At 64.4% G+C, this 19,210-nt stretch carries 24 protein-coding genes and 1 riboswitch; of the genes, 10 read left to right on the top strand and 14 right to left on the bottom strand.

Annotation, left to right across the window (positions count from 1 at the left end; translation table 11 throughout):
• Positions 1 to 2: 2 nt before the first annotated feature.
• Positions 3 to 644 carry a pyridoxamine 5'-phosphate oxidase gene (gene pdxH, locus JJE66_RS26835; protein WP_200517459.1) on the bottom strand — a complete coding sequence of 214 codons (642 nt, stop codon included), beginning with the start codon at positions 642 to 644 and terminating at the stop codon, positions 3 to 5.
• 119 nt (positions 645 to 763) lie between these two features.
• On the opposite strand from pdxH, the gene JJE66_RS26830 reads away from it, so the two are divergent.
• Together JJE66_RS26830 and JJE66_RS26825 are read left to right on the top strand one after the other, a co-directional pair.
• Complete coding sequence (locus tag JJE66_RS26830) at positions 764 to 1,159, top strand: RT0821/Lpp0805 family surface protein (RefSeq protein WP_210349974.1); 396 nt, start codon at positions 764 to 766, stop codon at positions 1,157 to 1,159.
• 173 nt (positions 1,160 to 1,332) lie between these two features.
• Positions 1,333 to 2,304: a DnaJ C-terminal domain-containing protein gene (locus tag JJE66_RS26825; protein ID WP_200517457.1), complete on the top strand. Its 972-nt coding sequence runs from the start codon at positions 1,333 to 1,335 to the stop codon at positions 2,302 to 2,304.
• A 315-nt stretch (positions 2,305 to 2,619) separates the two neighbouring features.
• On the opposite strand, the gene JJE66_RS26820 is transcribed toward JJE66_RS26825, so the two are convergent.
• Positions 2,620 to 3,393 (bottom strand): anti-sigma factor, encoded by a 774-nt coding sequence (locus JJE66_RS26820; protein WP_200517456.1) that lies wholly within the window; start codon positions 3,391 to 3,393, stop codon positions 2,620 to 2,622.
• Positions 3,394 to 3,499: 106 nt separating this feature from the next.
• The gene (locus tag JJE66_RS26815) at positions 3,500 to 3,988 is read right to left on the bottom strand and encodes a sigma-70 family RNA polymerase sigma factor (protein ID WP_200517455.1); all 489 of its coding nucleotides are present in this window, start codon (positions 3,986 to 3,988) and stop codon (positions 3,500 to 3,502) included.
• Positions 3,989 to 4,158: 170 nt separating this feature from the next.
• Here JJE66_RS26815 and fabI point away from each other — a divergent pair, with 170 nt between their 5' ends.
• The 5 genes from fabI to JJE66_RS26790 all read left to right on the top strand — a co-directional run bounded on the left by fabI (position 4,159) and on the right by JJE66_RS26790 (position 8,522).
• Positions 4,159 to 4,986 (top strand): enoyl-ACP reductase FabI, encoded by an 828-nt coding sequence (gene fabI, locus JJE66_RS26810; protein WP_200517454.1) that lies wholly within the window; start codon positions 4,159 to 4,161, stop codon positions 4,984 to 4,986.
• A 12-nt stretch (positions 4,987 to 4,998) separates the two neighbouring features.
• Positions 4,999 to 5,598 (top strand): histidine phosphatase family protein, encoded by a 600-nt coding sequence (locus JJE66_RS26805; RefSeq protein WP_200517453.1) that lies wholly within the window; start codon positions 4,999 to 5,001, stop codon positions 5,596 to 5,598.
• A gap of 81 nt (positions 5,599 to 5,679) precedes the next feature.
• Positions 5,680 to 6,768 carry a chorismate synthase gene (aroC, locus tag JJE66_RS26800; protein WP_200517452.1) on the top strand — a complete coding sequence of 363 codons (1,089 nt, stop codon included), beginning with the start codon at positions 5,680 to 5,682 and terminating at the stop codon, positions 6,766 to 6,768.
• Between the two features lie 125 nt (positions 6,769 to 6,893).
• Positions 6,894 to 8,084, top strand: a complete 1,191-nt coding sequence (locus JJE66_RS26795; protein ID WP_200517451.1) for an adenylate/guanylate cyclase domain-containing protein — start codon at positions 6,894 to 6,896, stop codon at positions 8,082 to 8,084.
• Positions 8,085 to 8,093: 9 nt separating this feature from the next.
• On the top strand, positions 8,094 to 8,522 hold the full coding sequence (locus JJE66_RS26790) for a hypothetical protein (protein ID WP_200517450.1): 429 nt from the start codon (positions 8,094 to 8,096) through the stop codon (positions 8,520 to 8,522).
• Positions 8,523 to 8,567: 45 nt separating this feature from the next.
• Here JJE66_RS26790 and clpS read toward each other — a convergent pair whose 3' ends face one another.
• From clpS to JJE66_RS26765, 5 genes are read right to left on the bottom strand one after another with little or no spacing between them, the layout of a single operon-like run.
• Complete coding sequence (clpS, locus tag JJE66_RS26785) at positions 8,568 to 8,873, bottom strand: ATP-dependent Clp protease adapter ClpS (protein WP_200517449.1); 306 nt, start codon at positions 8,871 to 8,873, stop codon at positions 8,568 to 8,570.
• A 44-nt stretch (positions 8,874 to 8,917) separates the two neighbouring features.
• The gene (locus JJE66_RS26780; RefSeq protein WP_200517448.1) at positions 8,918 to 9,259 is read right to left on the bottom strand and encodes a DUF190 domain-containing protein; all 342 of its coding nucleotides are present in this window, start codon (positions 9,257 to 9,259) and stop codon (positions 8,918 to 8,920) included.
• A 2-nt stretch (positions 9,260 to 9,261) separates the two neighbouring features.
• The gene (gene crcB / locus JJE66_RS26775; protein ID WP_200517447.1) at positions 9,262 to 9,687 is read right to left on the bottom strand and encodes a fluoride efflux transporter CrcB; all 426 of its coding nucleotides are present in this window, start codon (positions 9,685 to 9,687) and stop codon (positions 9,262 to 9,264) included.
• A gap of 6 nt (positions 9,688 to 9,693) precedes the next feature.
• Positions 9,694 to 10,083 (bottom strand): fluoride efflux transporter CrcB, encoded by a 390-nt coding sequence (crcB, locus tag JJE66_RS26770; protein WP_311979959.1) that lies wholly within the window; start codon positions 10,081 to 10,083, stop codon positions 9,694 to 9,696.
• 31 nt (positions 10,084 to 10,114) lie between these two features.
• Positions 10,115 to 11,305: an MFS transporter gene (locus tag JJE66_RS26765; protein ID WP_200518789.1), complete on the bottom strand. Its 1,191-nt coding sequence runs from the start codon at positions 11,303 to 11,305 to the stop codon at positions 10,115 to 10,117.
• Positions 11,306 to 11,449: 144 nt separating this feature from the next.
• Positions 11,450 to 11,528, bottom strand: a riboswitch (Fluoride riboswitch).
• 241 nt (positions 11,529 to 11,769) lie between these two features.
• On the opposite strand from JJE66_RS26765, the gene JJE66_RS26760 reads away from it, so the two are divergent.
• Together JJE66_RS26760 and JJE66_RS26755 are read left to right on the top strand one after the other, a co-directional pair.
• Positions 11,770 to 12,642 (top strand): DUF1194 domain-containing protein, encoded by an 873-nt coding sequence (locus JJE66_RS26760; RefSeq protein WP_200517445.1) that lies wholly within the window; start codon positions 11,770 to 11,772, stop codon positions 12,640 to 12,642.
• A 177-nt stretch (positions 12,643 to 12,819) separates the two neighbouring features.
• A complete protein-coding gene (locus tag JJE66_RS26755) occupies positions 12,820 to 13,455 on the top strand; it encodes a hypothetical protein (protein WP_200517444.1) in 636 nt (211 codons plus the stop codon).
• Positions 13,456 to 13,460: 5 nt separating this feature from the next.
• Here the strand turns inward: JJE66_RS26755 and JJE66_RS26750 are convergent, their stop codons facing one another.
• Both JJE66_RS26750 and JJE66_RS26745 read right to left on the bottom strand, forming a co-directional pair.
• Positions 13,461 to 14,306 carry a nucleotidyltransferase domain-containing protein gene (locus JJE66_RS26750; protein ID WP_200517443.1) on the bottom strand — a complete coding sequence of 282 codons (846 nt, stop codon included), beginning with the start codon at positions 14,304 to 14,306 and terminating at the stop codon, positions 13,461 to 13,463.
• An 18-nt stretch (positions 14,307 to 14,324) separates the two neighbouring features.
• Complete coding sequence (locus JJE66_RS26745) at positions 14,325 to 14,570, bottom strand: hypothetical protein (protein ID WP_246756535.1); 246 nt, start codon at positions 14,568 to 14,570, stop codon at positions 14,325 to 14,327.
• A gap of 266 nt (positions 14,571 to 14,836) precedes the next feature.
• Between JJE66_RS26745 and JJE66_RS26740 the strand changes: the two genes are divergently transcribed.
• Positions 14,837 to 15,421 carry a hypothetical protein gene (locus JJE66_RS26740; protein ID WP_200517442.1) on the top strand — a complete coding sequence of 195 codons (585 nt, stop codon included), beginning with the start codon at positions 14,837 to 14,839 and terminating at the stop codon, positions 15,419 to 15,421.
• Here the strand turns inward: JJE66_RS26740 and JJE66_RS26735 are convergent.
• The 4 genes from JJE66_RS26735 to JJE66_RS26720 all read right to left on the bottom strand — a co-directional run bounded on the left by JJE66_RS26735 (position 15,418) and on the right by JJE66_RS26720 (position 19,157).
• Positions 15,418 to 16,497 (bottom strand): Acg family FMN-binding oxidoreductase, encoded by a 1,080-nt coding sequence (locus JJE66_RS26735; RefSeq protein ID WP_200517441.1) that lies wholly within the window; start codon positions 16,495 to 16,497, stop codon positions 15,418 to 15,420. The genes JJE66_RS26740 and JJE66_RS26735 overlap by 4 nt on opposite strands.
• 104 nt (positions 16,498 to 16,601) lie before the next feature.
• Positions 16,602 to 17,849, bottom strand: a complete 1,248-nt coding sequence (locus JJE66_RS26730) for a methyltransferase (protein ID WP_200517440.1) — start codon at positions 17,847 to 17,849, stop codon at positions 16,602 to 16,604.
• Entirely contained in the window at positions 17,842 to 18,576 is a 735-nt protein-coding gene (locus JJE66_RS26725; RefSeq protein ID WP_200517439.1) for a TlyA family RNA methyltransferase, read from the bottom strand. Before JJE66_RS26725 ends, JJE66_RS26730 begins: the two co-directional genes overlap by 8 nt.
• A gap of 26 nt (positions 18,577 to 18,602) precedes the next feature.
• Positions 18,603 to 19,157, bottom strand: a complete 555-nt coding sequence (locus JJE66_RS26720; protein WP_200517438.1) for a nucleoside 2-deoxyribosyltransferase — start codon at positions 19,155 to 19,157, stop codon at positions 18,603 to 18,605.
• Positions 19,158 to 19,210 lie beyond the last annotated feature (53 nt).

Genomic DNA, 19,210 nt, shown 5'->3' with positions numbered 1-19,210 from the left:
GCTCAAGGATACATCCGCGTCTTGGACCATGGTTGGCCGGGCGCGTCACGACGAAATTCAATGCGGTCGTGCAGGCGGAATGGGCGGTCGTGCCAGAACTCGATGCGCGCCGGCGTGATACGCCAGCCGCTCCAGCCCGGCGGTCGCGGCACCTCGCCGATGACGTGCTTGGCTGCGACCTTGGCGATGGCCTGCTCGAAGGCGAAGCGGCTCTCCAGCTCTTGCGACTGCTTGCTCGCCCAGGCGCCGATCTGCGCCTGCTTGGGGCGGGTGGCGAAATAGGCGTCGGCCTCGGCATCGGTCACCGGCGTCACGTTGCCGCGGATGCGGACCTGTCGGCGCAGCGACTTCCAGTGGAAAAGTAACGCCGCCTTAGGATTTGCGGCGAGTTCGCGGCCCTTCTGGCTCGCGATGTGGCTGTAGAACACGAAACCCTCGGTATCGAAGCCCTTCATCAGCACCATGCGCACGTCGGGCAGCCCATCCGGATCGACGGTTGCGAGCGCCATCGCGTTGGGATCATTCGGCTCGCTCTTGATCGCCTCGTTCAGCCAGGCCTCGAACAGCGCAAAAGGCTCGTCGGCAGCGGTGAAATCACCGGATGTTAAGGGTGTCTGGTGTTTCATCGAGGTCGTGTCGGTCATGTCTGGAGTCCGAATTGCGTCCCGCGGCCCAAAGCGCGCTGTTGTCTGCTACTGCCCTATATAGGGTATGGCGACGCGTTGGCCTATCGGCGATGCGGCTGTCGGGCCTTGCCGTGACGATGATTCTGATCGGGCTCGGCGCTGGCGGCTGCAGTCTGTCTCGCACGGACGCCTACGCCCAGGCCGACGACAGCGACCTCACCGGTTCGATCGCTCGGCCTGCGAGGGAAGCCGCACCGACCGAGTCTGATCTCGCCTTCGCCCGCAACGCCGCCTCCGACGTGCTGAGCATGGGCGACAAGGATGCCAGCCAGCACTGGGAGAATCCGGAAACCGGCGCGCGCGGCTCGGTGACGCCGATCGCGCAATCCTACGCCGCCGAGGACGGTCGCAAGTGCCGCGACTTCCTGGCGAGCTACGTCAACGGGGCGACCGAAAGCTGGCTCCAAGGCGCCGGCTGCCAAAGCAGCCGTGGCCGTTGGGAGATTCATACGCTAAAGCCGTGGCGGAGCTGAGCATGATCTGGGAACCAGTTTTCCGATAAGATTGTGCCAGAATCGTAATTGGTCGCTTCACCCGACTAGTTGCAAAAATACCACTCTCCCCCCACATGAGGCTCAGGTGGGGTGGGAGCCCTTTGAACATTTGGATTTCCCAGGATTGGAATTCCCGAGAGGAGACGTGACGGATGCGCGACCCCTATGAGGTCTTGGGGGTGCCGCGGAGCGCCAGCGCTGCCGCGATCAAGAGCGCCTATCGCAAGCTGGCCAAGAAGCATCATCCCGACAACAACAAGGGTGATGCCAAAGCCGCCGAGCGCTTCTCCGAGATCAATTCGGCCAACGAGATCATCGGCGACGAGGACAAGCGCAAGCAGTTCGACCGCGGCGAGATCGATGCCGAGGGCAAACCGCGCTTCCAGGGCTTTCCTGGCGGCGGTGGGCCGCGCGGGCGCGCGGGCGCGGGTCCCGGCGGCTTCGAGAGCTATACGTTCCGAAGCGGCGGGGCAGGCCCCGGCCAGGGCGCCGGCGCTTTCGAGGACATCCTCAACAGCATGTTCGGCGGCGCGGCGCGCGGCGCGCGGCCTGGGGCCGGCGGCAATCCCCAGTTCGAGTTCGACACCGGCGGGATCGGGCTCGATCTCGACGTCAACGTCGCCATGTCCGTGTCGTTGGAAGAGGCGGTCAAGGGTGGCGAGAAGCGCGTCCGGCTGCCGAATGGCAAGGAACTCAACGTCAAGATTCCGGCGGGTGTCGTCGAAGGCCAGCAGATCCGGCTACGGGGGCAGGGCGAGAGCGCGCAGGGCCATCCGCCCGGCGATCTCCTGATCACCATCGGCATCGCGCCGCATCCGTTCTTCAAGGTCGAGGGGGCTGATCTCAGGATCGACTTGCCGGTTACGCTTTACGAAGCTGTGCTCGGCGGCAAGGTCCGCGTGCCCACGCTCGGCAATGCGGTGGAATTGTCGGTCCCGAAGAACACCTCCAGCGGGCGCACCTTCCGCCTCAAAGGCAAGGGATTGTCGAAATCCGGCGGAACCGGGGATCTCTTCGTCACCATCAGGATTATACTACCGGACGGGAACGACGCCGAGCTTGAGGCATTGATGGAAAAGTGGCGGGACCAGCATCCCTACAATCCACGTAGCGGGCTTGGTTAGGGCGAGATCGAACTGAAGGGGTTCTCCTAAAGGCCTAGCGCATCTCCCAACGGATGATGCTCATCATACACGTGAAGCGTGGTAGCGCTTCGACGCTCGACGCGTCGGCTGTCCGGCGGACAGCCGATAAAAAGGTGCGGCCTCGAGAGGGGGACCAGCGCGGTACCAAAAACCCCAATCGAGGCCGCCCGCGTCGATCGGCGGATCGAACGCCGCTCATATTCGCGTGATCACCCGGTGCGATAATGAGACGCACACATGTCTTGATTCCAAATTTTCAATGTCGGAATCGAGGCACTGCGTTTGTGCGGTTGTCTAACCGCCGTGTTTCTCTGCCTGGTCGTAGACGGCCTGCGCCACTTTGGTCAGCCGGTCACGGTCGCTGCCGCCGCCGCTGACGACGTAGCCGACGCCGCGGTCGGCCCAGAACAGCGCGCCGTCCTTGTCCTCCTTGGCGTAGCGCATCTGTGTTGCGTCGCTTTCGGTCTTGGCGGTGTAGATGGTGTAGCGCTCGCCCGAGGCGCCCTCATACATCAGGAAGGACGCAGGCCCATTCGGCCCCGGCAGCAGCCGGCCGCCGACGAGTTTCAGCCCGCTCGCCTCCAGATTGGGCGCGAACACGGTCCAGCCGCAGCGCCTGGTCAGCCAGGCCTGGAGATGGTCGCGCTCGTTGCCGCCGACCTCGACGGGATGGCGGACCTCGACGACATAGAGGCGGTGGGCGTCGAGCGCGTCCGTCGTAAAGCTCTGGAAGGTCGAGGGCGCGTTGGCGGCGCCATGCGCGACCCAGCCGGCCGCGCCGCCGGCGACGAAGGCCACCAGCGTAGCCGCGACCGCGCCGTAGAGCCATTGCCGCGGACGGCGCTCGAGCCGCTCGAGCTCCAGCCGGGCCGGCACCGGCTCCTGGGCAACAGAGTCGTAACGCGCGTGCAGCATCTCGGCCATGGTACGCCAGGATTGCACCCGCTCGGCATCATCAGGGTGGGTGGCCAGCCAGGCCTCGATGTCGGTGCGGCGCTCGGCCGGCAGCTCGCCATCGACATAGGCGTGCAGCTCGTCTTCGGTCACGGGAATATTGCGGTCGTTCATATCGGTCGTCTCTGGCTCTGCGGCCCAAAAAATCTTACGCGGTTCACCTGCGCTGCTTCTGTCTCCGTGCAGGAGACGCGGCATGCGCGATGCATCAATCTTGCCATCATTTCACCCGTCTGAGCGCCGGGCGCTGACCCTCCAGCGACGCTTTAACGTGGGCTCTCGCCCGCGCCAGGCGGGACATGACGGTGCCGATCGGCACGCCCTGGATGTCGGCGACCTCGCGGTAGCTCATGTCCTCCAGCATCACCAGCAGCAGCACCGAGCGTTGCTCCTCGACCAGCGTCGAGAGCGCCCTCTCGATGTCGCGCCCTTCAGCCTCCGTCCCGCTGGCATCCGGGTTGTTCTCGGTCAGCTGCATGAATTGCGGACGCCTTGCCAGCGAGCGCCGCCGGTTCTTGTTGAGGTTGGTCAGGATCGTGTAGAGCCAGCTCCTGACGTCGCCTCCGAGAAACAATCGCTCCGAACGCAACGCACGAACCAGCGTGTCCTGCACCAGATCGTCGGCCGCATCTGCGTCGCGCGTCAGCGCGCGAGCGTAGCGGCGCAACGCCGGGATCATGGCTTCCACACTCTGGCGAAACGCACTCATGCCGTCTTTGATGTCCTGCCGTTCGGCGCAAGCGCCATAATCATCATAACACCCGAACGGAACGGCTATTCCGGCGCTCGAAACAGCGTTAACGCAGCGTATTAGGACTGTACCGCAGGGGAGGGCTGGTGTACCTCCAGACCTTAACGAGAGCTACAGGACGTTCGCAGATGGCGCAGAATTCAGGTCTGATGCAGAGACTGATGCAAGGCAAGCGCGGGGTGATCCTGGGCCTTGCCAACAACCGCTCGATCGCCTGGGGCATCGCCAAGGCATGCCACGCCGCCGGCGCCGAGCTCGCCTTCACCTATCAGGGCGATGCGCTGAAGAAGCGCGTCGAGCCGCTCGCCGCCGAGATCGGCGGGCTCGTGCTCGGCCATTGCGACGTCACCGATGCCGCGACCATCGACGCGGCTTTCGCTGTGTTGCAGGAGAAGTGGGGCAAGATCGATTTTCTGGTGCATGCGATCGCTTATGGCGAGCAGCTCGACGGCCGCTATGTCGACACCACGCAGGAGAATTTTTCCAAGTCGATGCTGATCTCCTGCTATTCGTTCACGGCGGTGGCGCAGCGCGCCGAGAAACTGATGACCGACGGCGGATCGCTGATCACGCTCTCCTATTACGGCGCCGAGAAGTGGATGCCGCATTACAACGTCATGGGTGTGGCGAAGGCGGCACTCGAGGCCAGCGTGCGCTATCTCGCCGCCGATCTCGGCGAGAAGAACATTCGCGTCAATGCGATCTCCGCGGGGCCGATCAAGACGCTCGCGGCGTCGGGCATCGGCGACTTCCGCTATATCCTGAAATGGAATGAGAACAATGCGCCGATGCGGCGCAACGTCTCGACCGAGGACGTCGGCGGCAGCGCGCTGTATTTCCTCTCTGATCTCTCGCGCGGCGTCACCGGCGAGGTGCATCACGTCGATTCCGGCTATCACGTGCTCGGCATGAAACGGCCGGACGCGCCGGACATTTCGTTCGGCGGCAAGAACTGATTTTCAACCGGAATGCCCGCGCCCGCGATCTATTATCTTCGCCACGGCGAGACCGAGTGGAATGCGCTTGGGCGGCTTCAGGGCACCAGAGACATTCCGCTGAACGCGCGCGGCCGCGGCCAGGCCGAGCAGGCAGGTGGTATCTTGGCCGACCTCCTCAAGCGCGATGGTAAGGACAAGGCAGCGCTGCCCTATGTGTCCAGCCCGCTCGGCCGGGCGCGCCAGACCATGGAACTCGCGCGCGGCAGGCTTGAGCTGCCGGTGGCGGACTATGCGCTGGATGATCGCCTGCGTGAGATCGGCTACGGCGCCTGGGAAGGGCTGACGCTGGCCGAGAGCGAAGCGGCCGATCCCGAAATCTATGCCAGGCGCCTCGCCGACAAATGGACGGTCGGACCTGAGGGCGGGGAGACCTATGCCGATGTGCAGGTCCGCGTGCGCGCCTGGTACGATCAGGTCCGGACCGATACGGTCGTCGTCGCCCATGGCGGCACCTGCAGAGCCCTGATGGTCTCGCTCGGCCTGGAGACACCGGCGAGCGCCGCCGAGCTCTATATCGAGCAAGGCGCCGTCTACGTGTTCCGCGACGGTCGGCTGGACAGATATCGTTAAGCTCTGACGCTCCTTCCAGAGCAGCGGGTTTGACCCCCGGCCCCTCGCGCGTTACCACACGCCGGAACCGAGCGAGCAGCGATGTCCTTCAACACCTTCGGCCACATGTTCCGCGTCACTACCTTTGGCGAGAGCCACGGGGTGGCGATCGGCTGCGTGGTCGATGGCTGCCCGCCGATGATCCCGCTCACCGAGGCCGACATCCAGCAGGACCTCGATCGTCGCAAGCCGGGCCAGTCGCGCTTCACCACCCAGCGCCAGGAGCCGGACCAGGTCAAAATCCTGTCCGGCGTGATGGCGCACCCCGAAACCGGCGTGCAGGTGACGACGGGCACCCCGATCGGGCTCCTGATCGAGAACACCGACCAGCGCTCGAAGGACTATTCGGAGATCAAGGACAAGTTTCGCCCGGGCCATGCCGACTTCACCTATGAGGCGAAGTACGGCCTGCGCGACTACCGCGGCGGCGGCCGTTCCTCGGCGCGCGAGACCGCCACCCGCGTTGCCGCTGGCGCCATCGCGCGAAAAGTGCTGCCCGACGTCAAAGTGCGCGGCGCGCTGGTGCAGATGGGTCCGCACAAGATCGATCGCGCCAAGTGGGACTGGGACGAGGTCGCCAAGAATCCGTTCTTCTGTCCGGACAAGGACAAGGCCGCGTTCTTCGAGATCTATCTCGACGGCATCCGCAAGAGCGGCTCCTCGATCGGCGCGGTGCTCGAAATCGTTGCGGAAGGCGTGCCGGCCGGCCTCGGCGCGCCGATCTACGCGAAACTCGATTCCGATCTCGCGGGCGCCATGATGACCATCAATGCCGTGAAGGGCGTCGAGATCGGCGCCGGCTTTGGCGCGGCCGAACTCACCGGCGAAGAGAACGCCGACGAGATGCGCACCGGCAATGACGGCACGCGCTTCCTGTCCAACCACGCCGGCGGCATTCTGGGCGGCATCTCCACGGGGCAGCCGGTGGTGGTCCGCTTCGCGGTGAAGCCGACCTCGTCGATCCTGCAACCGCGTCTGACGGTCGATCGCAACGGCGCCGATACCGAGATCATGACCAAGGGCCGCCACGACCCCTGCGTCGGCATCCGCGCCGTCCCAGTCGGAGAGGCCATGATGGCCTGTGTGCTGGCGGATCACTTCATCCGGGATCGCGGGCAGGTGGGGCGATAGCGCAATCGTCTCTTCACCTCTCCCCGTCGGGGAGAGGTGAAGAACTCTTGCTTGAAGCTTTTGTGTCGCGGTACTAGCCCACCGCGCAGCTTGACGATTCCACAACTTCGTCGGCAAATGCACGCATGCGGAATTCCGAGCTCCAGCGCATCATCAACTGGCTGATCGACGGCGCCAGGTCGTCGCGGGGGTCGGCCGAGATGATTGCCGACGCCTGCGAGCAGCTGGTCGCGGCCGGCCTGCCGCTGTGGCGGTTCGGCGTCTTCATCCGCACGCTGCATCCCGAGATCTTCGGCCGCAACTTCATCTGGCGGCAGGGCGAGGAGGTCGAGATCGGCACCGTCGATTTCGAGATCCTGGATACGCCCGAATTCGCCCGCAGCCCGCTTCGCATCGTGTTCGAGGAGGGGCTGGAGGTCAGGGGGCGCATCAACGATGTCGACACCAGGCGCTTTCCGTTCCTGGAGGACATGCGCGCCGAGGGTGTCACGGATTACATCGCAACGCCGATGCGGTTTCTCGACGGCTCGATTCACGCGATCAGCTGGACCACGCGGCATCCCGGCGGCTTCAGCGATGACGACATCGCGACGATCCGTTCCATCGTGGCGCCGCTCGCGCGCGTCAGCGAGATCGTCACCCTGCGCCGCACCGCCGCGACGTTGCTCGACACCTATGTGGGAAATCGGGCCGGCGAGCGCATCCTCGGCGGCCAGATCCGCCGCGGCCACAATGACACCATGCAGGCCGCGATCTGGCTGTCGGATTTGCGCGGCTTCACCGCGCTGTCGGACCGGCTGCCGGCCGAGACGGTGGTCGAGATCCTCAATCGCTATTTCGACTGCCAGGTCACCGCGATCCGCGCCCATGGCGGCGAGGTCCTGAAGTTCATGGGCGACGGCCTGCTCGCGGTGTTCCCGATCGACGAATATGTCGGCGATGCCGCCCAAGTCTGCGTGCGTGTGCTGGAAGCGGCACGCGAGGCCCGCGCCAGCGTCGATGCGCTCGCGCATCCCGTCGGCGACGTCGTCGAGCGCTTCCGCTTCGGCGTTGCGCTGCATGTCGGCAGCATCCTCTACGGCAATATCGGCGGCGGCAACCGGCTCGACTTCACCTGCATCGGCCCCGCCGTCAATCTTGCAGCCAGGATGGAGAAGATCGCGGGTCGCCTGGGGAGGACCGTCGTCGCGTCGGAGGTCTTCGCAAGCTTCTGCCATCACGACTGGCGCGATCTCGGCGATTTTCCGATCGCCGGATTTTCCAAGGCGCAGCGTGTGTATGGGCTTGCGGAGGAGACGCCAGTGGTGATGGCGTAACGTCAAATCATGATCTCGCATGTGAAGCGATGGGCGAGCCTGGCGATCCTGTTGTGCCTGGCTGCTTGCGGATTCGTTGAGGACGCAGCGATCGATGGACCTTATCGTCTGGTCGCCATCGACACCGACGAAGACATGATGCTTTGCCGTTCTATCGAAACCCAGGGAGATTGCGTCAGCGATGGCCTTCCGGGTCCTACGGTCTTTCAGGCCGGCGCGAACGCTCAGTACATTGTGTTCGCTCGCCATCCATGTAAATTGGGAGAGGCACCGGACCGCTCTATCACGGAGTTCTACTATATCGCGCGAAAGGCAAATGAGCGGGACGTTAGTGTGCGGGTTTCCGTGAGCGGCCCTTTCAATGAATCCAAATACCAGGAGGAGAAGCGAAGGTTGCGGCTTCCGGAGTTCACCAAGGTCTTTGCCAAACTGAAGTAAATTGCGACCAGAACGCCTCGAGCGATGACTTTCAAGCAGGGTGCCCTATTCCTCCGGCTCCGTCGTGAACAGCAGCGGGTAGCCCTTGGTGCGGGCGGCGTCAGTGGCACGCGTCGCTTTGGTTTCGGCGACGTCCTTGGTGAACACTGCGACCACGCAGGCGCCCAGCTTGTGTGCGGTGATCATGACCTTGTAGGCCTGATCCTCGGTCATGCGGAATTCGGCCTTGAGGATCATCGTGACGAACTCACGCGGCGTGTAGTCGTCGTTGATCAGGATGACCTTGTGCAGCTTCGGTCGCTCGACCTTGGTTTTGGTCCGCGTTTTCGGTGTGGTGACGGTATTGTTCATCGGCTTCCCGAACGCCCGGCCCCGAGGTTTCAGCCGCGCAGCGCTCAGGGCACGGCCTTCTCACCATATTGCAGGACCTGCACCTTCTCCAAGGTGATCAACCCGCTCGACATCATGCCATCCAGGATGGGCAGGAATGCGTTGATGCTGTCCTCGCCGTCGACGATCTCGATCACCAGCGGCAGATCTTCCGACAGCCGCAGGATTTTCGAGGTGTGCATGCGGCTCGACTTGCCGAACCCCATCGGCCCGCGCAGCACCGTGGCTCCGGCGAGATGGTTTTCGCGCGCCTTCATCACGATCGCTTCGTAGAGCGGCTTACCCTCGAAATCGTCCTCCTCGCCGATGAAGATGCGGAGCAAAAGTGCCTGATGCGGAATTTGCATGGTCAACTCCTCAAGCGGTTGAGCCGGCTGGCGATCATGTGGCCGAGCCACACCGACACCAGCCAACAGATAATCGACGCGGCGATATAGCCAAGAGCGGTATATTTCATGCCGCCGTGGACCAGGCGGAAGGTTTCCAGGCTGAAGGTCGAGAATGTGGTGTAGCCGCCGCAGAAGCCGGTCATGACGAATTGCCGATGCTCGGGCCTCGCCAGCATGCGCCCGTCCGGTCCGGTCAGCGTCGCATAGAAGCCGATGATCAACGATCCCGTGGCGTTGATGAACAGCGTCGCCCAGGGAAAGCCGGGTCCGGTGTCGAGCGCGAGACCGACGAGGTAGCGCGTCAGCCCGCCGACGATGCTGCCGGCAGCAACCCAGGCATAAAGCATCGCGCCGTGCCAGCGGGCGTTGGAGGAGAGGGCGGTCATCGGCCACTAACCTCCAAGACCGTCAGCGAGAAGGAATCCGCAACTGACCGCGGCGAGGCACAGTCCAACCGAGACCACGACGTTGACAAGCGCATGGAGCTGCTCGCCGTTGCGCGCCAGGTTCAGTGTCTGCAGGCTGAACGAGGATACGGTCGTATAGCAGCCGAGGAAGCCGGTGACGGCAAACAGCCATGGCGTCGGCGCCGCGAGTATCGAGCCGGGATGCGTCGCGAGCGCGCCGAAGATGCCGATCAGGAAGGCGCCGGTGATGTTGATGGTGATGGTGCCCCAGGGAAAAGTCTCGCCCAGCCGTCGTGCGATCGCGCCGGAGACGAAATAGCGCGCGCATCCGCCGAGCATGCAGCCGATTGCAATCGAGATCACTCCGCTCAACACGTTCGATGGTCCCCTGTTGCGTCGTTCATCATCACCCCCCTGATCGGCTCTCCTGTGGCGCGATCCCGTCGCCGACGGCGAGCAGCCCCACGAGTGCGACCAGCGCGAAGCCGAGCCCTGCCAGGAACGTGCCGGCCGGGCCATAGGCGTCCCACAGCGCGCCGGCGATCACGCTCGCGGCCAGCAGCGCGAGGCCCGTGAACAGGTTGAAATAGCCGAACGCGGTGCCGCGCAGCGCCGGCGGTGCAGTATCGGCGACGAGCGCCGAGAGCAAGCCTTGCGTCAGTCCCATGTGCAGGCCCCAGAGGACGACGCCGAGCACCAGGCCGGTCAGGTTCGGCAACAGCGCGAGTGCCAAATCGGCACTCGCGAGACACACGAGACCGAACGCGAGCAGGGCGGTCCGGTTGATCCGGTCCGACAGCACGCCGGCTGGATAGGCCGAAAGCGCGTAGGCGATGTTCATGAGCACCAGCACTGCCGGCACCCACATCGCATTGAGGCCGATATTTTGTGCGCGCAGGATCAGGAAGGCCTCGCTGAAGCGGGCGAGCGTGAAGACGATTCCGACCGCGACGACGCGCCAATAGACCGGTCCGAGCTGCCGCATCGCGGCGGTGTTGAGCGGGTTACTTACAGGCTCCCTGCTCGCATCCGGTTCCGGCTCGTTCACCGCGAATGCGATCAGGCCGAAGGACAGGAAGGCCGGCAGCACGGCGACCCAGAACACGGCGACGAAATGATCCGCCGTCCACCACATCAGGCCGATCGCGACGAGCGGTCCGACAAAGGCGCCGACCGTGTCGAGCGATTGCCGCAGGCCGAAGCTCGCGCCGCGCAGGCCGGCCGGCGCGATATCGGCGATCAACGCATCGCGGGGTGCGCCGCGAATGCCCTTGCCGACGCGATCGATGAAGCGCGCCGCGACCAGCCAGCCGATGCTGGGCGCCAGCGGGAACAGGGGCTTTGTGAAGGCGGCCAGGCCATAGCCGAGGGCGGCGAGCAGCTTGCGCCGGCCGAGCCAGTCCGACAACGCGCCGGAAAAGATCTTGGTGATCGAGGCGGTCGCCTCCGCGATGCCCTCGATGAAGCCGACGGTGAGCGTGGAGGCGCCGAGCACGGTGACGAGATAGACCGGCAGCAGCGCGTGGATCATCTCGGAGGAGGTATCCATCAGCATCGAGACGAAGCCGAGCACCCAGATCCCCTTGGGCAACGACATGCGCGCAGCTTTCGGTGTTATCGTCGTCACGCCTTGTCCTTCATCTGGACTTCTCCTTGGCCTTCGTTCTCAGGCAACAAAAAACCCGCCGGCGGCGGGCTTTTCCATGCTCCCGCCAAAGGCAGAGGCTCAATCATTGCCTCACCTCGAGCAGGAGTCATCAGCCCACTACGGTCATTCGACCGCCGGGCGGTTGTCGGGGGACTCCATCCCCATCTGGACAGTCAGCCTAGCATGGAAATAGTGTCGAACAAGTGGGCGGGGGAGCATCGTCCCAAGGTCCGTCGACGCGAACGATCGCGCGTGCTCCTGCGGCACGACCATGGCGGTGCGGCGGCATTCTTGCGCAACACCGCGAATTCCCAACTCGCAATCCCTAACCCAAATGTGAAGCGCAAGCGATCTTCGCGCTTTGCGGCAAGGCGTTTGCATGTCACCATCGCGTCATACGACGGGAGACTGCGATGCGGTTGCTGTTCTCGATCGAGGCTGTGCTGGTGGCCGGCGTGCTTGCCGGAGGGGACGTCGCGGGCATCGCGGCACCAGGACCTAAACTTGACCCACCGAAATCACATCAACCGCAGCGGCAGGCGGCCGACGGCGATGCGCAGTCGGTCGATGTCGAACTGATCCTCGCGGTCGACGTCTCCTACTCCATGGACATGGACGAGCTCGCGATCCAGCGCGAGGGCTATGCGCAGGCGATCCAGTCCAAGGAGTTTCTGCAGGCGCTGAAAGCCGGCCCCAACGGCAGGATTGCGGTGACCTATTTCGAATGGGCCGCGTCCGGCGACCAGAAGATCATCATCCCCTGGCGTCTCATCGAGGGACCGGAGTCGGCGGACGCGGTTGCCGCCGAGATCATGAAGACGCCGGTCCGGCGCGCCTCGCGGACCTCGATCTCCGGCGCGATCGGATTCGCGATGCCGCTGTTCGACGAGAATCCCTATCACGGGCTTCGCCGCGTCATCGACATTTCCGGCGACGGGCCGAACAACAATGGCGGTCCGGTCACCATTGCGCGCGATGCCGCGCTCGAGAAGGGCATCGTCATCAACGGTCTGCCGATCATGGTCAAGGAGCCGTCCTATTCGACCATGGATATCGACAATCTCGATTACTACTACGAGGATTGCGTCGTCGGCGGTCCCGGCTCCTTCGTGATCGCAATCAAGGATCGCGAAAAGTTCAAGGAGGCGATCCGCACCAAGCTCTTGATGGAGGTTGCCGACCGCACGCCCGAACGTCCCGTGGTGCGCGTTGCCGACAAGGACAAGGAGCCGCGCGTGAACTGCATGATCGGCGAGAAGATCTGGTCGGATCGCTGGGGCCGCTGAGGCCCATTCCCGTTTGCGCTGTTTGCCGCATCGCGCCGTCGGTCGAAATTAACCGCCTGTTAACCATGGCGTGGCCCTAATCGCATTGTTTCTGAATGTTTCCGACGATTGTCCCCGGCGCTTGGACGCGAGCGCGCTCGTCGGACTCATTTGCCGAGCAAGCCCAAGCCGAATTCCATGGCCATCGTCACGCAAAGCACCAGCCAGATTTCGCCCGTCAACGAGCGGATGTATCACCAGAGCGCTCTGCTCGGTGAATGGAAGGGCAATTGGGCGGGCAACAACCAGCCCGTCGGCTTCAAGGTCGTGAACATCCGCGGCGCCCGGGCGCAGGTCGAGTACACCCATAACGGACACACCGAACGTGGTTTTGCCCAGATCAGCGGCGCGCTTATCACCTTCGGCTCGGTGACGGTCGGCACCAAGGACGGCAAGAACCTGGTGCTGTTGTTCTCCGCGGGCGGCGCCGGCAAGCAGACCGCGACGCTGGCGAAGCAGGCGCCGCCGGCTTCCGACAGCCGCCTGATGGGAAGCTGGGGCGGTTATTCCAGCGACAACGGCAAGAGCGCGAGCTTTCGCGTGCTCGCCGTCAACGGCAACGAAGCGCAGGTCAGCGTCACCACCGATGGCATCACCCGTCAGGGCACCGGTACCGTCTACAAGAACGTCATCATGTTCGGGCAGTCGCAGATCGCGACCGACGACGGTCAGAACGGCAAGATCATCTACCAGGTCGGCCTGAAGTCCTTTATGGTGCCGGTGACGAAATATCCGCCGGCCGATACATCCTCCTCGGTCGACGTGACGGCGTGAGCTGCTCACGGCTGCTTTCCGCTGGATTGCATCAGCGCTTGCAATTGCCGGTCGACCTCCCGCAAGACATTGCAGGCGGGCCCAAGAGCGCCATCGCCGATCAGCCGCCAAGCTTCTCTAGTTTGCTCAGCCAGATGCGGAAGCGTCAGCGGCAACTGCGCTGCTTCCAACAGCGCGCCCTTTTCATTGATGAGATAGCGCTCGTTCAGTGCGAACAGGACCTGGGCGGTGCAGGCGAGCGATCGGTAGATGCATCCGGCGACATGGTTCTGCTCGCCACGCGCGACGGCAAGCTCGGCATTCTCGATGCCGAACAGCACCTCCCATCGAAAGCGCCGGATGAAAGCATCGCGCAGTGGTTTCGGATAGGGCAGCGCAATCGATTTCAGCCGGGCGATCAGGGACTGCGGATCGTGCAGCGGTTGGCAACAGGCGATCTCGCCCATCCAGATCGCCGAGCAGAAGCCATGCGGGTGGCCCGGCTGGTAATCCATGGTGACGGTTCCGGCGCGGCAGGAGTCCATCACAGCTTCGACGGCGTCGGTGTTGCGGTAGAGCAAATCGACCTTGTGGCCGTCAACCGACAGCCACGCACCGCCGACGATCCACGGTCCCCATTCGCCGATTGGCGTCACCGCCGCGGCCGAGGGGTTGTCGGCGACCGTCTTCGCAGCCGCGAGCAGTCGTTCCGTATCGAGCGGCGCCGCCGCCGTGAAATAGAGACCGATATCGTAGTCGGATGCCGGGTGCGCGCTGCCCCGCGCTCGCGAGCCACCGAGCACGACAGCCGCGACGCCCGGCACCTCGGCAAAGGCGGATATCAGGCGCGTGAGCAAGGGATCGTGCGGCATGACCGGCGTTCGCTGCTTCTATTTCGCCGGAAGCGGCGGCAGCGGTGGCACGCTGTCGTTCGGCGCTTCGGCCTGCATCGTGATTAGCGTCATCGAAACCGCGTCGTAATAGCCGATCAGGCCGATGATATCCATGATGCCGCTTTCGCCGAATTTTTGCTGCGCGGCGCGGTAGATGTCGTCCGACACCTTCTTGTCGCGATAGAGCGCCATGGTGAGGTCGTAGAGGGCGGCCTCGTCGTCCTTCATCGCCTTCGGCCGCACGCCGACGGCGAGATCCTTGGCGACTTGCGGTTCGGGACGTCGACCGGCTTTATGCCGAGCTGTCGGGACGTGGCGCCAGGCTGCTCAACCAGCCGGAGAACCGCGACTATGCCATGCGCGATTTCGATGTCGTCGATGCCGACGGCAATCAGCTCACATTCGGGATGGGCGTCTCTGGAACCGAGTGAAGCATGCCTGCGCCGGCTCCGCTGGCATTTGCGGCATCCATCGCGTATAATTTGCGCGCTATCCTGACGGTCACCTGAATGCCCAGCTCTTTATGCTTCCGTAGTCTCGCAGCACTCTTCGCCGTGCTTTGCTTCGGCGGAACCCAGGTTCACGCGCAAGTTGCGCCGCTGCAATATTTCATACCGGGCGGACCTTTCGGCTTCGGCGGCCAGAGCTCCGATAGCTACGGCAATTTTTCGAGCTTCGATGCCGGCAGGCGCACCAACTTTGCAAACGGCTTCTTTGTCGGAGGCCAACGCGCCAACCTCAATTGGAGCGGCTTCAGCCAGACTGGACCAGCCGGCAATTTCAGCGCGCTGTCCTATGACAGCTCGCAGTTCGGCTACAACACCAAGACCGCCGGTGGGATGCCCGTGACGTTCTTTGCCGGTTTCGACACGCTGAAATACGGCAACGGCATCGGAAGCTCGATTGCGCCGCTGACTTCCAGCGCTGCACCCGGCTACGGCGCATTCGCAGGTGTCGAGTTCAAGCCGACCTCCAACCTCAGCCTTTCGTTCGGGGCCGGTTTCACCCAGCAGCAATCCGGAGGCATGGACAGCGACATCAACTCGTCGATGCTGCCCGGCGAGTCGCCGGTGTTTGGCAGCCTTCGGCGCTAAAGCCGCGTCACCAGTTCCGGGGGACGGCGCAGCGATTTCGGCAGATTCGGGCCGGTGCCGAAACGCATCACGATGTCGGGCCACCGTTGCCCAAGTCCGAGCGAGGCCGCGAATTGCCGGCGCAGCGTTGCCACCTCGACCGGCTGGTTGACGAAGGAATATTTCAGTCCCAGCGCGGTCGCCTGCAAACCGAAACGCTGGCAGGCCCGGCCGACCGCGATCCAGTGCGACGTGTCGCTACGGTCGGCGGCGAGTATGACGACGCCCGCGGAGCTTTCGAGCTCATCGCGATACTTTCTGTTTTCGCCGTCTTCGGTGAGGAAGAACCGCAGGAGCGGGCGAGCGACCCAGGCAGGCAGGGTCGGATTTCCCGAGGCAGCCGAGAACAGCCCGTCCATGGTCGCAAGCGCGTCGGCCTCGTTGAAACGCAGCCAGCTCACGAGTTCGCGCATGAAGGCCTTGTCGCGCATTTGCGCCGAATTGCCCTCGATCACATACTCGGCGACCCCCGAGATTGCACGGCGATCAGTCATCAGGATCGCAGTCACGTTCGGCTCGCGACAGGCGATATCGAGCTGGCGGAGGATCTCGGGCGTGACCGGCCGGCTGTCGAAAGTTGCCCGGGTGCATTGCCTGACGGGAATCGCTTCCGCCAGCGCCGATGCTGCCGGCGGGGCTTCCTCCAGTGCGATCACGATCCGATCGCCATCGACCACCGGATTGGCGCGCCAGCCCAGGGTGGACGCTGCGAGGACGAGGTTTTCGGCGGCGCAGCCGAGACTGACGAAGAGGTGATGATCGTCCGGATCGACGGCCGGACAGCGCCGTGTGAAGTCGGGCGCAATCGCGATCTCGTTGCTACGGGCGGAGAAAATCCACGGCTGGGTGTTGTGGCTGTTGGCCGCGAGCGTCGCAAAGCGCACGAGTTCACGATCCCTCGGCGCGGCCCGCAACGGGCCCCGCGATGTCCTTACGGCCTCGTCGTAGGTCATGGTCGCCGCTGCCGCGGCCGGGACGCCGGAGGCCGCCGCGGAAAGCCCGAGCGCGGTCGTGATGAACTGTCGTCGGTCAACCAAGCTGCCGCTCCACCTGCGATGCGCCGACACGTTTAGCGGAAACGGGGCCAGGACGATTGAGCGGAATCAAGCTTGGATGGCGCCGGCTGAACCTCGGAGTTCGCCTATCGCGTAAAGCGTGCCACCAGTTCCACATGGGGCGTATGGCGGAACTGGTCAACCGGTACGATTGTGTCGATCCTGTAGCCACCGTCGATCAACAGCCGCGCATCGCGGGCGAAGGTGGCGACGTTGCAGGACACAGCGACCACCACAGGCACCTTGCTCGCAGCGAGCTTGAGCGCCTGCGCCTGCGCGCCCTGGCGCGGGGGATCGAATACGACGGCGTCGAAATCGCGCAGCTCCGGCGGCACCAGCGGGCGGCGGAACAGGTCGCGCGGCTCCGCCTTGATCGGCCTCAGGCCCGGCGTGCGCGCTGCCTTCGCAAGCGCTGCGATGGCGCCGGCGTCATTGTCATAGGCCGTGATACGCGCCTTCTCGGCAAGCCTGAGAGCAAACGGACCGACGCCGCAGAAGAGGTCCAGAACTTCTTTGGCCTTGCCGACGCGCTCGGCGACGAGAGACGCAAGCGTCTCTTCGCCCGCGATGGTTGCCTGCAAAAACGAGCCCGGCGGCAGCGTGATCTCGGCACGGCCCATCTGCAGAATCGGCGGCAGGCGTTGCAGCACCAGCTCGCCATGCCGTGTCAGCCGCGCCAGGCGGTGCTGCTCGGCGACGCGCGACAGCGCCGTGACCAGCGGTGTCGGCAGCGGGCCGGAGCCGCGCACGTCGACATCGAGACCGTTGGCGGTGGCGGTGACCTGGATGTCCAGCGGCTTCGTCACTGGCATTTTCGACGTCAGCGGCTCGGCGAGCGCCCAGGCAGCATCGAGCGCGCCGTCGAGCGCGGGATCGAGGATCGGGCAGCGATGGATCGGGATCACGTCGTGCGAGCTCGCGGCCGAGAAGCCGACCTTCAGCACGTCATGGGTGCCGAACCTTCCGTGCAGCGTGACGCGTCTGCGCCCCGCGCCGTGCGCGTCGACCAGCGGCGCCACCTCGCAATCGATGCCGGCCTGCGCCAGTGTCTCGGCCACGATGTTGCGCTTCCAGGCGTGATACGGCTCAGTCGCCCAGTGCTGGATTGCGCAGCCGCCGCAGACGCCGAAATGCGGGCAGAACGGTTCGATGCGCTCGGGGCTTGCGATATCGACCGCGAGCAGCTTGCGGCGATCGGGATGGCTGCCCGCGACATGGTCGACCTCGACGGTCTCGCCGCGAAGCGTGTAAGGCACGTACAGCGCATCGCCCGCCGTGAGCGAGACGCCGTCGCCGCGATGGCCGACGTGATCGATCGTGACGCGCTCAACCACGGCGTGCGCCCAGGAAGAATTCGATGTTGCCGTCGCCACCCGCGATCGAGGAGGGAAACACCTCGATATCGGTGCAGCCGAGCGATGCGGCAAAGGCCGCGATGTCGTCGCAAATCGCCTGACGCACCGCGGCGTCGCGGATGATGCCCTTCTTGTTGTGTTTTCGCTCGGCTTCGAATTGCGGCTTGATCAGCGCGAGCAGGCTCATGGGTGCGGCTGCCAGCGACAGCGACGCCGGCAGCACGGCCTTGAGCGAAATAAAACTGACATCGATGACGACGACATCGGGCCGCGCCGGCAGGCGCTTGCCGTCATAGGCGCGGATGTCGGTCTCCTCCATCGACACGATCTTGGGATGACCGCGCAGCGAGGGATGCAGCTGGCTGGTGCCGACATCGATGGCGAACACCAGGCTCGCGCCGTTCGCCAGCAGCACCTCGGTGAAGCCGCCAGTGGAGGCGCCGACGTCGAGGCAGACATGGTCCTCGATTTCGATCGGGTAGCGCTCCAGCGCGCCGGCGAGCTTGACGCCGCCGCGCGAGACATAGGGGTGCGCAGGCTCGGCCCGGATCACCGCGTCCTCTGCGATCGTTTCCGATGGTTTTGCGACCTGCTTGTCGTCAGCCGTGACGAGCCCGGCCTCGATCGCCGCGCGCGCCCGCGCCCGGCTCTCGAACAGGCCGCGCTCGACCAGCAGAACATCCGCACGCTTGCGGGCAGGGGACATAATCTCTCCGAAGACGACTGAAGCGCTTATATAGCGATCAATCGCGCGGCTGCCATCCGGACGCAAGCCTCGAACGCGACGAGATCGTGCCAGACGTCGATCGGCTGCTCTGCCGGCGTCACCAGCGGGCAGCCGTGCAGCTCGAGGGCATGGATCATCATGAGATTGTCGGCGAGACCGAAATCCTCGACCGTCAGCCCCTGCGCATCGACCAGCCGGCCGTCCTCGGACGTGACGTTCATGAAACGCGTGACGCGGTCGGCATAGGTGGCGCCATCGTTGGAATAGGCCAGACAAAGCTTGCGGCGGCCGGCCATGTAGCCGAGCTCGTAGACGGTGCCGGGATCGGCGCCGGCGCCGCGGAACGGGGTGAGATTGGCGATGATGGCATCGGCCCGATCCATCATCGCCTCGTTGCCGCAAAAGATCTGCCGCGAGGCGTCTGGCGCGGTGAGGTCGATGGCGTGGTCGAGGGGATAGAGGCCGGTGAGGCCGAAACGCGCGCAGATCTCGGCCTTGCGCCGACCGATCTCAACCGCATCCGGCAGGAACACGTCAGGGCCTGCCAGATAGATTTTCATGAGGTCACGCTCTCACGTGGCTCACCCGGATCGCTTGCGCGATCCGACCTCTC

The sequence above is a fragment of the Bradyrhizobium diazoefficiens genome, assembly GCF_016612535.1.
GTDB lineage: Bacteria > Pseudomonadota > Alphaproteobacteria > Rhizobiales > Xanthobacteraceae > Bradyrhizobium > Bradyrhizobium diazoefficiens_C.
Note: the sequence above shows the minus strand (reverse complement) of the source record. Positions and strands in the feature narration are given on the sequence as shown.